The sequence below is a fragment of the Roseovarius ramblicola genome (genome assembly GCF_042430665.1).
In the GTDB taxonomy this organism is placed as follows: domain Bacteria; phylum Pseudomonadota; class Alphaproteobacteria; order Rhodobacterales; family Rhodobacteraceae; genus Roseovarius; species Roseovarius ramblicola.
On record NZ_JBHMEC010000026.1, the window covers coordinates 45152 to 58238 of the forward strand.

Sequence of the window (13087 nt, forward strand, 5' to 3'; positions counted from 1 at the left end):
CATGCTCAACGTGCACCATATCGCGGCCTTCTCGAACGGTGGGGCGGACGGCAACCCGGCGGGTGTCGTGATCTGCGACCCGCTGCCTGACCCGGCGGTCATGCAGCGGGTGGCGGCGGCGGTCGGGTATTCCGAATCCGTCTTTGCCGCGCCTGTCGGGGATGGTTGGCGGGTGCGCTATTTCGCGCCCGAGGTCGAGGTCGATTTCTGCGGCCATGCCACCATCGCGCTCGGCGCGGCGCTGGCCCGTCACGCCGGGCCGGGGTACCTCACGCTCGACATCAACCGCGCGCGCATCACCATCGAGGGGCACCTTTCGGGCACCGCCCGGGGGGCCTCGTTTCAGTCGCCGCCGAGCCGCAGCGCTCCGGTTGCGCCTGCCGTTCTGGACGATGCGCTCGCCCTCTTCGGCCTCACCTTTGCCGATCTCGATCCACGCATTTCGCCTGCGGTTGCGCATGGCGGCCGCGACCATCTGGTTCTGGCGGTGAAGGACCGCGAGATATTGCGCGCGATGCGGTATGACGTCGCAAAGGGTCGGGCGCTGGCCGAACGCGAGGGGTATATCACCTTCAATCTCGTCTATGCCGAGACGGCGCAGCTCATTCACGCGCGCAATCCGTTCCCGCTTGGCGGTGTCACCGAGGACACTGCGACCGGCGCCGCCGCCGCCGCATTGGCGGGGTATCTGCGCGACCTAGGCTGGCCGCACGGGGGCAGCATCACCATCCGGCAGGGCGAGGATATGGGGGGCGTCGCGGTTGGACGTTGCAATCACGCCCGAACGCGGTGCCAGCATCCGTGTCACCGGAGACGCCCGCACGCTCCGCACCCCGCAAGCGATGGAGGACCGAGACATGACGACGCCGGAACAGAAACCGGCAGCGCTTGGCCATGCCTTGCCCCCGCACCGGACCCTCTGGCCGTTTGCCGCCCGGTGCGGCAGGTCGGCACCGCGCTTGTCTTACGCTGACTCCGGCTCTTGTGCGTAGAAAGAGCCAGCGCGCCGCCATGTCTTCGGCCCGTCGCGCTGCACCGAGCCGCCGCGGCTGTCCACCGCCACCGTGACCGGCATGTCCTGCCCCCCGAATTCGTGGATCGCCTCCATCCCGAGATCGTCGAAGGGCAGAACACGCGCCTCCCGCACCGCTTGCGAGACCAGACAGGCCGCGCCGCCGACGGCGATCAGGCAGGCCGCCCCGGTGCGCGCGATGGTGTCGATGGTGGCGTCTTTGCGCTCGGCCTTGCCGATCATCACCGACACGCCGCTTCGACGTCATGATCGCGCGCTATCGTGCGATTTCGCAGCGGTTTCGACCCGCGCTTCGGATCAGATCGGGCGCTGCTTGAGGCAAGAACCTTCAGCCCTTCATGACATCCTTGATGCGGCCGATGAATGTTGCGTCGTCCTGGGCTTTTCGGTCATCGAGCAGGGCACGCGCATCCGGGCCGGCGCGGAATCGCAAGCGGTCGCTGGTGTCGTTTGCCGCGTCCCGGATGACCCCGGCGACGAGTTCGGGCCCGGAGGGGTCGGAGGCGAGTTTGCCGAAAAGGCGCCCCATGGCCTCGGCTGTCGGGGCATAGTCCGAGAGCGTTTCGTCCATCGCAAAGTCGAAGGACCGGCCGCCGAAATCGGTCTTGATCATGCCCGGCTCGACGATGCGCACCCGGATGCCGAGCGGTTCGAGCTCATAGTGCAGCGCTTCGGACAGGCCTTCGACGGCGAATTTCGTGCCGTGGTAAAGCGTACCGAGCGGGAAGGTGATCTGCCCGCCGATGGAAGAGATGTTGACGATCGTGCCTGAGCGGTTCGCGCGCATATGCGGCAGCACCGCCTTTGTCACCTCCAGGAGCCCGATCACGTTGGTGTCGAACTGGCGGCGGATACGGTCGGTCGAGAAGCCCTCGAGCGGCCCGTAGGCCCCGTAGCCCGCATTGTTCAGCAGGACATCGATCCGGCCAAAGCGGGCGATCCCCTCGGCCACCGAAGCGGTGATCGAGTTTGCATCGGTCACGTCCAGCCGGGTGACATGGACGTTGTCCAACGCGCCGAGTTCCGCACCGCCGGAGGGGTCCCGCATGGTGGCGATGACGTTCCAGCCCTCGGCCTGAAACCGCAGGGCGGTGGCCTTGCCGATGCCGGACGAGGCGCCGGTGATCAGGATTGTCTTCATGGGGCACTCCTCAGGTGTTCAGGTCGAGCATCCGCTCGATGCCGAAACTGGTCAGGACGGTGCGCGTGACGTCGTGCAGCACGTCGTTGTAGCGGATGATCTCCGGTCCGACGCCGGTGTGGTCGACGACCGTGCGGAAGGGTTTGAGCCCGAACGGCATGTCCAGCAGGGCCAACACCGCCTCGGCGACCCGCTCGGGCCGCTGCGCGGGCGTTGCGTCCAGCATCTGCGCCAACCCGGTCGCCGACATCGCCGGCGCTTGCGCGAAGTCGCCATAGCCGGCCTCCCGGTCCGGATCGTTGGGGGTGACCATGCCGTCAAAGAACGCCGTCGGCATCGCCCCGGGCTCGATGATGCAGGACTCGATGCCGAAGCCCGACAGCTCCGTCCGGTAGCATTCGACGATGGCCTCCAGCGCCCATTTCGACGCCGAATAGGTGCCGTAGAAGGGCGTGGCGATCCGGCCGATCAGGCTGGAGGTGTAAAGGACCGTGCCGCGCGCCTGCGCGCGCATGAGGGGCAGGGCCGCGCGCATCACCCGCTGAACGCCCGTGACGTTGACGTCGAAGACGTGGCCCATGTCCTCGGGCGACATCAGTTCCTGGATGCCGTAGGCGCCGATCCCGGCATTGTTGAACAGCACATCCAGACCGCCGAGCGCGGCGATGGCTTGCGCCACGCCTGCTTCGGTGCTGGCCGCGTCCGTCACGTCCATCGCGACGATCCGCGCACCGGCGGCCTCCAGCTCCGCCACCGTGTCGGCGTTGCGCCCCTCGCAGCGGCGCACGCTGCCCGCGACCGTGTGCCCGCGCTCCAGAAGTGCCAGCGCCGTGGGCTTGCCAAAGCCACCCGCAATCCCCGTGATCAGGACCTTCGCCATGGTCGTCCTCCGCGTGTTTCGGTCTGTCGACGATACCGCAGCGGCGGAGGCCATTCTTTCCCGATTGCCCGGATTTCTTGCCTGATCCTCCGAAGGTGACACATTTCGCACAAGAAAGCGCGAGCCATGTGCTAGTCCGGGTGCGAGGAGATGGCCATGGCCCGTTCAGCCCTTATGGATCACGTATCGGCGTTGCTCGACCGGGAAGGACCCGCGCAAGGCGCGCTCGCGCATGCCCCAAGCGGCCTGCATGTCCTGAGGTTCGCAGCCCCGTCCGCGCAGGACGCGACCGTCTACCGCCCGCTCCTGTGCCTTGTTCTGCAAGGCGCCAAGGAGGTCGGAACGAGCAACAGAACCCTGCGCGTCGCCGACGGACAGTCGCTCGTTGTCAGCCATGCGCTGCCGGTCGTCTCGCGCATCATCGAGGCCGCGCCGGACCGTCCTTACGTCGCCCTCGTTTTCCCGATCGACCTCGACCTGCTGCGCGGGATGGCCGCAGATGTGGCGCCCGTCCGTGCCGCCAGCCGGCATGACCCGTTCTCGATTTCTCTCTGCCAGACCGATCAGGAGATGGAGGGCGCGCTCCTGCGCTATCTCGGGCAATGCGATCACGAAGAGGCACGCCGCCTGCTGGCCCCGATCACGGCGCGTGAAATCCATGCCCGGCTTCTCCTGAGCGCCCATGCCGAACCGCTTCGCAAGCTGCTCTGGCATGAAACGACGGCCAGCCGCATTTTCCAGGCCACCCGCGAGATCCAGTCGGACCTTGCCCGCCCGCTCGTGGTGGGCGACCTCGCGGACCGAGCCGGCATGAGCGGTTCGGCCTTCTTCGAGCACTTCAAGGCCGTCACGGGCACATCCCCGCTGCAATACCAGAAGGACCTGCGCCTGTTGCGTGCCCGCGAGGCATTGCGCAGCACGAACGAAAAGGTCTCCGGGATCGCGTTCGAGGTCGGTTACGAAAGCTCGGCTCAATTCTCGCGGGAATACGCCCGAAAATTCGGCTTGCCTCCGAGGCAGGACCGCGCGATTGACGCCGCTGAATGACCGGGCCGCGCGGCTATGCCGCCGACAGTTGCTCAAGCGCATCCGCGCGAAACATGGCGCGTGCGGTTTCTCCGACCGGAACGCCCTGTCACCCGCGCAGACCGGACCCCGATGCCGGGCTTTCAAATCCGTCGCGGCGATGTGGACGCCGCGGCTGACCCTCGGCGATGTCGTGCACGCGATCTCGATGGGGGTGCGGGCGGGCGGCCCATCGCACATCACCGCCGCCTCTTGATGCGACAGGCTCGCGGGATTTGGCATCAGCACACCGTTCCCGTTCAGGCAGATAAGGCTGGCATTGGCACCGAAGCACAGCCCGGCCCCACCGAAAACGCCGTCGCCCACAGCGAAACGGGTGGCTCCGTCTCCGACAGCGACCACGTCGCCGGACAAGCAAGTGCCGACCAGGTCTTGGCGCGGCCGGCGGAGGCGCGAACGCGGATCGGCACCTCGGGTTGCCCGGGGACTGGCATCGGGTGCCTGACGGGGCGAGCATGTCGGGCGCTCCGTATCGCTGAACGCTCGACGCGGTGAGGGCAGCAGTTATCTGGCTCATCCTTCATTCGTGTTGACGAGGACGATGTATCGGGCGAGATTCGATCCATCTATTACCCGATGCGAAGCGAAATGGATCGAAAACGAACCACATGATGGATTGGAAAGCTCTTCCCGCCTTTCTCGCCGTCGCCCGGGAAGGCTCCCTGCGCGGTGCCGCGGAGCAGACCGGCGGCACGCATGCGACGGTCCGCCGGCAGGTCGAGGGGCTGGAGGCGCGGCTGGGCGTGCAGCTCTTCCGGCGTTCGGTGGGCGGTCTTGACCTGACCGCGGCGGGCCGCAAGCTGCTGCCACAGGCGCTCGAGGCCGAGGCAGCACTGCGTCAGGGGTTCAACGCGGTGCGCGGGCTGGACAGCGAGGCGTCGGGCCGGATCCGGCTGTCGGTCGATCCGATGACCGCGCACTACCTGCTCGCGCCGGTGCTGGGAGAGTTCCTGTTGCTCTACCCGGACATCCACATCGACATGAACCTCTCCTACGGCATCGACTCCATCGAGAAGCTGGAAACAGACGTGTCGATCCGTCATGTGCGGGACCTCACCGGCGATGCCGTGGGGCGCAAGCTGTTTCCGTTGTCGATCGGCGTTCTTGCCTCTCGGGCCTATATCGACAGGCATCTGCACAACGCGGGGTCGCGCGGCGAGGGGCTGACATGGCTTGGCTACGGCGAGGTGCCCGAACTTCAGGCGATGATCGCCGCCTCTCCCTTTCCGCGCGCGACCGTGCGCCATGCCATCCCCGACCCGGCCATGCACCTGCACCTCGCGCGGGCCGGGGCGGGCATGACGTTCCTCGCGACTTGGGTGCAGAGCGTGTTTCCGGAGTTGCAGCGGGTACCCGGCACGGCTCTCGATCAGAGCCGGTCGACCTGGGTGCTGATGCACGGCGATCTGCGCCGGGTGCAGCGCGTCCGGCTCTTCGTCGATTTTCTCTACGAGAGCCTGCTCGAACGGCGCGCGGATTTCATCGGGTGAAAACAGCTCGGGTTCCGATACGGGCGGCGGTTCGGGTCGCTCATCGGTTCTCCGCATGTTTCAAGTAGCAGCACCTCCCATTCTATTTGCAGCCCTTTCGGCATGCGCGCTCCCGACGTTCTGGCAGCAAGCGGGGATAGGCGTTTCGGCGATGCTGGCGCCGAGACTGCTGTTTAGAGCGTGCCGCGTTCTCCGCATTCACGCGACACGCTCCAACTTCTTGATTCCGCATGTTCAAGTAGCTCAAAACCGGTTCCCGCTTTTGAGCAACATGCTCTGGATGGCGTGTCGGTACCGGCGGTCAGTCGAGTAGCGGCTCGACCTGAAGGGGCTGGTTCGGTCCTACGACCTCCAGCTCAGGGGGGATGACCGCAATGCCCGTCGCCTGCGCCATGGGCGACATCGAGGCCGACGCGCCCTGACCGAGTCGCATCAGGATCGGACGCCCGAACGAGTCGCGCCTTGACCATGTGACCGGCACATATTCGCGCCGCCCGGTGGTGCGGGAATAGGTGAAACCCGCGACGGCGGGTACCCAGGTGTCCGGCTCTTCCATCAACCCTGCAGCCCGGCGCAAGGCGGGCTTTGCGATCTGGGAGAATGTGATGGCTGCGGCATAGGGATTGCCCGGCAATCCGAAGTAGAGCGCCTTTCCAAGCCGACCGACGGTCAACGGCTTGCCGGGGCGGATCGCGACCTTGAGCACGTCAAGCTCGGCAGACTCGAGGCGTAACGCGTCAAGGATATGATCTTCCTCGCCTGCCGAAACGCCGCCCGAGGATATCACGACGTCATGGGTCTGCGCGGCATGGCGGATGGCCACACGGATGCTGGCGGGGTCGTCCGGCAAAATGCCGAGATCAGTCAGGTCAACCCAGGGAAGACGTGACAGGGTTGCCCGCAGAAGCACCCGGTTGGAGTTGTAGATCTGCCCCGGCCCAAGCGTAAGGCCCGGCTCGGAAAGTTCATTGCCGGTGGACAGGATGGCGACGCGCACACGGGGGTGCACGGCAACAGACGCCACGCCACAGCCCGCCAGCAGCGCCAGCCGGGGCGGGGTCAGCGCGAGACCGGCGGCCAAAGCCTGTGCGCCCTTGGCCACATCCTCGCCCCGGCGGCGGATGTTTTGCCCCGAACGGGGGCGATCTGTGAGGGATACCATGTCACCGGCCCGCGTGACCCGTTCCTGCATCACGACGGCATCGGCCCCGACGGGCACCGGCGCACCGGTGAAGATGCGGGCCGCTGCACCTGCCGCAAGGGTGAGGGCGCGCGCGTCGCCCGCCGCAATGCGGGCGGATACGGGCAGGTGCCACGGGCCGTCGCCGGTCAGATCCGACAGGCGCAAAGCATAACCATCCATGGCGGAATTGTCGAAGGGCGGCAAGGCATGGTCCGCCGTGACCGGGGCAGAGATCACGCGGCCGGCCGCCTGATCGAGCGCCAGCATCTCTTGCCCGGCAACCGGACAGGCGGCGGCGATGGCGCGCAAGCGCGCCGCATCGACCGACAGGGTCGGCCCGGATTTGCCCGTGGAACAGGCGGCAAGGCTGGACATGGCTTTCCCCTCCCAAGCGAACAGGCCCGCCCCCGGTGACGGGGGCGGGCCTGCGTTTAACCGGATCAGAGCACGACCTCGTGCGACTTGAACGAGATGCCCCGGGTCTGGGCGGTCGCATCCGAGATCTTGCGGATGTCGCCCCAGCAGTGCTTGTAGTCCGGCAGCACCAGCTCGTTCACGCCCGGGTTCACCACGTTGCCCTGGCTGCCCGCGGGCGAGCCAAAGACCATCGCCACCGTGTTGCGCTTCAGCGTCGGCATGGGATAAGCCATGCCCTGCGTCACCCCATTGTCGTTGATGATCTCGAGCAGGTCGCCGGGGTTCAGGCCCAGGTCGACCATGTCATCGGGATGCATCTCGACAAAGGGATGCGGATAGCGATCCTGGATAAAATCGTTGTCCTGATCGAGGAACTGGTTCTGCCAGAAGATGTTGGCGCGGACGTTGTTGATCCAGAACCGGTGCGCGGCCTGTTCGCGGGCCTTGCCCGGCGCCTGCCAGCCCCGCCAGCCCGCCGCACAGAACAGCGCTTTGCCGTCCTCACGCCCGTGCCGGGTGAACACGCCATCGGCATAAAGGCGCGTCGTACCGACAAGCTGACCATTCTCGTAGCCCACAACCGGCTCTTGCACGCCGTTGTTGCCCATCGCGCGCAGACGATCGTAGGTCACCTCCGGGTTACCCGAGTTATAGCCGTCCATGAAAGCGTCTTCTTCGGTCTCCCAGTCATAGCCCTTGAACTGGTCGGCATAGGCATCCTCGCCCATCTCGCGCAGGACGCGTTCCATGTGCTGGGCCATCTTTGCCGCGATCAGCGCGTCGGGCAGCGAGTTGCCGAACGGGTCCATGTACTTCTCGGACAAACGCAACCGTCGCTCGCCATTCATCGAGGTGAGGTTCATCTCGTTGGCTTCGCATGCCGGCAGGATGACATGGGCATTCTGGCCGATCTGGCTGTGGATGATGTCCATGTCCACCACGAACAGGCCGCCCGCGTTGATCGCCGAGACGATCGCATCGACCACCTGTTCGCGCGTGCCACCGGCGGCCGCGTCAATCGCGTCCTTCACCATGTCCGAGCGCCGCTTGTGCACCCGCTTGAACTCGGAGGCGTTGAGCGTGGTCTTGTAGTGGTCGCAGGCCCAGATGTGATGCACGCCGCCCAGGCCCCGGATCAGGAACTGGTCGATGTATTCCGCCGGCCGCCCGACATGCGCTTCGGAGGGGCGGAAATAGCCTTCCTGGTGACCACCCAGACGACAAACGCCACCGCCTTCGCGACCGATGTTGCCGGTGGCCAGCGCGATGTTCACCAGCGCGCCGATGGTACGGTAGTTGTCATTGCCCCAGATGATGCCCTTCTCATAGGCGGTCACGCATTTGCGACGGCTGCCGTCGTCATGCGGCCTGGCGATCCATTCGGCGGCCTTTTGGATGTCGGCGGCAGGAACACCGCAGATTTCCGCCGCCTCGTCCAGCGAGGTGCGGCAGGTCGCCAGCGCGTGTTCAAGGCTGCCCAGGCTCGCCGGATGGGCCTCGTCCTGCGCAACCGCTTCACCGTCTTGGAAGGTGGACGCGGCGATGAAGTCGGCGTCCACCCAACCGTTTTCCACAACATGCGTGAAGATGGCGTTGAACAGCGCCATGTCCGTGCCTTCGTTGATCGGCAGGTGCAGCACGTTTTCCGGTCCGGCATATTGCTCGGCCGAGGCGACTGTGATCGACCGCCGCGGATCGACCGCGATGAACTTCGCACCACCCTGCAATCCCTTCACCATGTGGTTCAGGAACAAGTTGGTCTGGGTCTCCATCGAGTTGGCGCCGACCATGAAGATGGTGTCTGTCACCTCGTAGTCTTCGTAGGCGTAATTCAATTCGCCCACGCCCATGTCGCGGGTCGAGTGCACCTCCGAGTTATAGGCAGGCCGGTTGTGGATGCGGCAATTCTTGATCTTCATGCTCTCGAAATAGAGCTTGCCGGTCGCCCAGGTATTCTCGTACCCGCCGGCGGATCCGCCATGGTCGAACATGGACACGACCAGATCGTCTTCGGAGCCTTCTGTGACGACCGCCGCAGTCACCCGTGCCACGAGGTCAAGCGCATCGTCCCAAGATGTCGGCTGCCAGACGCCGTTGCGCCAGATCAGCGGATCGCTTAGGCGCTGTTGCTGCGTGCCGGTCACCTTGGAGGGCCGGTTCTCGGCCATGCGCGCGCCCCGAATCGACCCCAGGCCCGAGTTGACGACGCAATTCGCATCCGGCTTGACCACCAGATGCACATCGCGGCCATTCTGGCGGACCACGTTGTACATCGACGGCGCATACCAGGCTTCGGTTTCCATGAACTGCTGTTCGCTCAGGTCCACGCCGAACTTGTTCTGGTCCGGGGCAAAGCCACCCTGCCGGTTCATAGGCCAGGTGTAGGCTTTGTAGCCGCAACCCACGATGCAGTAATGGCAGGTCACGTTGAATTCATCCGCGTCCACCGGGATAATTGGCAAACGGTCGATCTGTCTCTTGTAGGCCATTGATCTCTCTCCCTTATGCCAGCACGTTGGACAGGCGGCCGTAGATCAGCTCGTCGATCCCGTTGGCATGGATATCGCCATTTTCGTCAACACTGAGAAGGAACTGGGCGAGGTTGCTGGTCGCATGGCCCCAGATCTGCTGGCCTCCCGATTCACAGTCAAAGCGCGAATGGTGACCCGGACAGTTGAGCGTCTGATCCTCGGCCGAATAGCTCATCAGCCAGCCCTTGTGCGGGCACAGCACCGAAAACGCCACGATGTCGCCATCCGGGCCGACGCCGCCCTCGACCGCCTGACCAAGCTTGAGCAGCACACCGGGGCTGTCCGCATCGGGGTAGGCGATGTCCATGGGTTCGTTCACCACCAGATCGGCGATGTTGGCAAGGCGGCTCGCCGGATAATCGACGCGGGCCAGCGCCTGCGCCCTGGCCTGTTCGGGGGTCATGACGGTGGTGGCGACGGCCCCCGCCGTGGCGGCCATGCCGCCCCTGAGAAACTGCCGACGTCCCGCGTCGACCAATTTGTTGCACTTCATTGGCTGGTGTCCTCCCTGGCTCATCAAGTAATGGATGATTGTCGCCAGCCTAGCGCCTGCATCCGGAGCAGGCGATGGCATGAGAGGTCATGCTGCGTTGCAGCTATCCGATGATTCCAAAGGGGAAAATTTTATGTTCGGAAATCCGAACATGGTTGGTAGCCGGTGTCAGGATCCGGACAGGCCAAGTTTCTGCATCTTTTCCCAGAGCGTCGTGCGGGCAATCCGCAAGAGCTTTGCCGCCTCGCCGATCTGACCATCGGTCCGGTCGAGGGCGGCAATGATCTGTGCCTTCTCCGCGGCTTCACGGGCCTGGGCCAGGGGCATTATGTCGTCTGGCCCTGCGAGACGTTCGGGGAACAGGTCGGATGGCTGCAACAGCGACCCTGTCGCCATGGCCAGCCCACGCAGCAATCTGGCCCGCAGGTCCCGGCCGCCGCCCGGCCAGTCATGGGTGCGCACGGCCTCTTCGCAAAGCGCGCCGATCCCGACCAGCCCTGGTGCATGGCGAGGAGCCAGCTTGCGAAAAAGCTGCTGGAGCAGCCAGACGGCATCTTCGGGTCGTGTGCCGAGCGGGGGGATCGGGATTTCGATCCGTGCCAGCCTGTAGAACAGTTCCGAATTGAAAGCGCCTTTCCCGATCAGGGCCTCGAGATCGTTGCCACAGGCCGCGATGAGCCGCCCATCGAAACTCCGGTCCAGTCGTTCCAGGAGGCGGGACTGGGTCTGTGCCGTCATTCTGCTGGCAGCGTTGATGAACAGGGTGCCTTCGCCCACGGCATCGACCCCGCCAGCGGGGCTGAACAAAGCCGTCTCCGCGTCGGCTTCGCGCGCGAGATTCACTGAAATGAAGGGTGCGGCAGAGCGATCCGAAAGATCGTGGATGCGTCGGGCGACCAGGTCCTTGCCGGTGCCCGGTCCGCCCCGGATCAGCGCGGGTTGGCTTACCTTTGCAGCCTTGACGATCAGCCCTTCTATGCGTCGTGCCGCGACCGAGACGCCCAACACGGGGGGGAAGTCGTCGTCCTGAAGCGGTTTCTCGTGGGTTTCGACAAGCAGGCTGAGACGTTCGAGAAAGACCGCCATGTCGAACGGCTTGGTGACGTAATCCGCGGCGCCCGACTTGATCAGCCGAACCGCCTGCCCGATACCGCCCTGACCCGTGATGAACAGGAAGGGTGGGGGCGTCGCGGTACGAGCCAGAGTCGAGAAAAGCTCCTCTCCCGATCCATCCGGCAGGCCGATATCGCAGATCACCGCGTCGATCGGCCTTTTGGGCGTGCGGATCGCTCCGAGAGCCCTTACCATCTGCTTTTGCCAAAGAACCTGAGCACCTTCCAGCTCCAACCGCTGCACCAGCGACCCGCCCATGATCTCGTCGTCCTCTACAAGAACGATGTATCTATTCCTGAGCACGACTCACCTCTCCAGACGCCGGCAAGCTGACAGTGACGCGCGTCACGCCGTCTTCATGCGCATTACCGATGGTGCCGCCCAAGGATTTTGCGAGGTCGCGGACAAGGCGCAGCCCGACGCCGCCGCCGGGCGACAGCGGACCGTCACCGAGCAGACGATCCAGGGCTGTTTCGGGCATTCCTACGCCGGTGTTCGTAACCTCAAGGGACAGGGTGCCAGCCTTCGAATGGGCCATCAGTCCGACGCGCCCCGTCTGACCAGCGGTCGCGCAGGCGTTCAATAACAGATTGAGCGCGATCTGCCGCACCGGTCCCGCGGGTACGCTGTGCTCCGTGACCGCTGCGGCATCGACAGACCACTCAAGATCCAACGCCAGACGCGATACTTCGGGCTGGATCAGGAGCTTGATGTCCTCGAAATCATCAAGTGTGAGAACACGGGTCTCGGGGTCGATGCGGTTCTGGTCGAGCGTTGCCCGGGTCACATCACGCAAATGCCGCAAGCCCCTGTCAAGCAGGTCGGCGGACTGCCGCACCACCCCGGGACGATCGGAATAGCTGCGGATTGTATCCGTCGCATTCAGAAGCCCGCCGAGCGGGTTGTTGATCTCGTGCGCCAGTGAAGACGACAGGCGACCAAGCGCGACGAACCGTTCCCGTTCCGCAAGCCGCCTCTCAGCTTCGGCCTTGGCCGCCACAGCGCCGACCATCGAATTATAGGTACGTGCCAGTCGCGCCAATTCGCCATCGCCGCGCGGGATCATGGAGGCTGGTATCGGATGGGGCTCTCCTTTCGTTTCGGTCATCTGGCGTGCCAACGTCGTGACCGGCTGCAGCATCTTTCGAATCGCCAGAAAGCCGGCAAACGACAGAAGGCCGATGGCGATCGCATTGCCCACAATCAGGTAAAGCAGTGCCCGCCTGCGTTCTGAGAGCAGGTCGGCGACGTCCAGCTCGGTCGCGATCTGCCCGACGTTCCGTCCCTGATAGGTCAAGGGCGCAAGCAGGCTGAGGACGGGCGAAGCGCCATCCACCGAGAGGTTCTCAAGGGCCACCGCTTCCCCGGCCAGCGCCGCGATATCACTGTCCATGGGAACACGCCTGGGGTCAGTCGCGGCGAGGACCCTTCCGCGCTCGTCCGCCACGGCGGTCAGAACCATCCGCCGCCCCTCGCCCCCCTGGGCCGCCCGGTCAAGCGTGTCGTAGACCTCCCAAATGTCATTCCGCAGCACGAGCGGGCCAAGGGCCACAGACAATCCTTCGACATGCATTCGTGCCAGTTCCTGGATCCGTGCGTCCTGAACCTGCGCCAGCGACCGCAGGACCTGTTGGGATGCCACCGTTCCCACAAGGACCATCATCGCCGCCGCAAGAAGCGGCAGCTTGATCGACAGGGGGATGGGGGCAAACCGGTTCAT

At 65.1% G+C, this 13087-nt stretch carries 12 protein-coding genes; 4 read left to right on the top strand and 8 right to left on the bottom strand.

The window, feature by feature from the left end:
* The first annotated feature begins 1 nt into the window (after nucleotide 1).
* On the top strand, nucleotides 2–973 hold the full coding sequence (locus ACFFU4_RS15075; RefSeq protein ID WP_377070639.1) for a PhzF family protein: 972 nt from the start codon (nucleotides 2–4) through the stop codon (nucleotides 971–973).
* Here the strand turns inward: ACFFU4_RS15075 and ACFFU4_RS15080 are convergent.
* From ACFFU4_RS15080 to ACFFU4_RS15090, 3 genes are all read right to left on the bottom strand, one after another.
* Nucleotides 965–1264 carry a fumarate hydratase C-terminal domain-containing protein gene (locus ACFFU4_RS15080; protein WP_377070640.1) on the bottom strand — a complete coding sequence of 100 codons (300 nt, stop codon included), beginning with the start codon at nucleotides 1262–1264 and terminating at the stop codon, nucleotides 965–967. The two genes, ACFFU4_RS15075 and ACFFU4_RS15080, sit on opposite strands and share 9 nt — an antisense overlap.
* A 97-nt stretch (nucleotides 1265–1361) precedes the next feature.
* The gene (locus ACFFU4_RS15085; RefSeq protein WP_377070641.1) at nucleotides 1362–2174 is read right to left on the bottom strand and encodes an SDR family oxidoreductase; all 813 of its coding nucleotides are present in this window, start codon (nucleotides 2172–2174) and stop codon (nucleotides 1362–1364) included.
* A 10-nt stretch (nucleotides 2175–2184) separates the two neighbouring features.
* Nucleotides 2185–3054, bottom strand: a complete 870-nt coding sequence (locus ACFFU4_RS15090) for an SDR family oxidoreductase (protein ID WP_377070642.1) — start codon at nucleotides 3052–3054, stop codon at nucleotides 2185–2187.
* 150 nt (nucleotides 3055–3204) lie between these two features.
* On the opposite strand from ACFFU4_RS15090, the gene ACFFU4_RS15095 reads away from it, so the two are divergent.
* The 3 genes from ACFFU4_RS15095 to ACFFU4_RS15105 all read left to right on the top strand — a co-directional run bounded on the left by ACFFU4_RS15095 (nucleotide 3205) and on the right by ACFFU4_RS15105 (nucleotide 5630).
* Nucleotides 3205–4101, top strand: a complete 897-nt coding sequence (locus tag ACFFU4_RS15095) for an AraC family transcriptional regulator (protein WP_377070643.1) — start codon at nucleotides 3205–3207, stop codon at nucleotides 4099–4101.
* Nucleotides 4085–4336: a hypothetical protein gene (locus ACFFU4_RS15100; RefSeq protein ID WP_377070644.1), complete on the top strand. Its 252-nt coding sequence runs from the start codon at nucleotides 4085–4087 to the stop codon at nucleotides 4334–4336. The genes ACFFU4_RS15095 and ACFFU4_RS15100 overlap by 17 nt, the downstream gene beginning before the upstream one ends.
* A gap of 412 nt (nucleotides 4337–4748) precedes the next feature.
* On the top strand, nucleotides 4749–5630 hold the full coding sequence (locus ACFFU4_RS15105) for a LysR family transcriptional regulator (protein ID WP_377070645.1): 882 nt from the start codon (nucleotides 4749–4751) through the stop codon (nucleotides 5628–5630).
* A 301-nt stretch (nucleotides 5631–5931) separates the two neighbouring features.
* On the opposite strand, the gene ACFFU4_RS15110 is transcribed toward ACFFU4_RS15105, so the two are convergent.
* The 5 genes from ACFFU4_RS15110 to ACFFU4_RS15130 form a co-directional block, all read right to left on the bottom strand.
* Nucleotides 5932–7188: a molybdopterin molybdotransferase MoeA gene (locus ACFFU4_RS15110; RefSeq protein ID WP_377070646.1), complete on the bottom strand. Its 1257-nt coding sequence runs from the start codon at nucleotides 7186–7188 to the stop codon at nucleotides 5932–5934.
* Between the two features lie 65 nt (nucleotides 7189–7253).
* Nucleotides 7254–9719: an arsenate reductase (azurin) large subunit gene (locus ACFFU4_RS15115; protein WP_377070647.1), complete on the bottom strand. Its 2466-nt coding sequence runs from the start codon at nucleotides 9717–9719 to the stop codon at nucleotides 7254–7256.
* A gap of 13 nt (nucleotides 9720–9732) precedes the next feature.
* Nucleotides 9733–10254: an arsenate reductase (azurin) small subunit gene (locus ACFFU4_RS15120; protein ID WP_377070648.1), complete on the bottom strand. Its 522-nt coding sequence runs from the start codon at nucleotides 10252–10254 to the stop codon at nucleotides 9733–9735.
* A gap of 168 nt (nucleotides 10255–10422) precedes the next feature.
* A complete protein-coding gene (locus ACFFU4_RS15125; RefSeq protein ID WP_377070649.1) occupies nucleotides 10423–11670 on the bottom strand; it encodes a sigma-54-dependent transcriptional regulator in 1248 nt (415 codons plus the stop codon).
* Entirely contained in the window at nucleotides 11657–13087 is a 1431-nt protein-coding gene (locus tag ACFFU4_RS15130) for a sensor histidine kinase (protein ID WP_377070650.1), read from the bottom strand. The genes ACFFU4_RS15125 and ACFFU4_RS15130 overlap by 14 nt, the downstream gene beginning before the upstream one ends.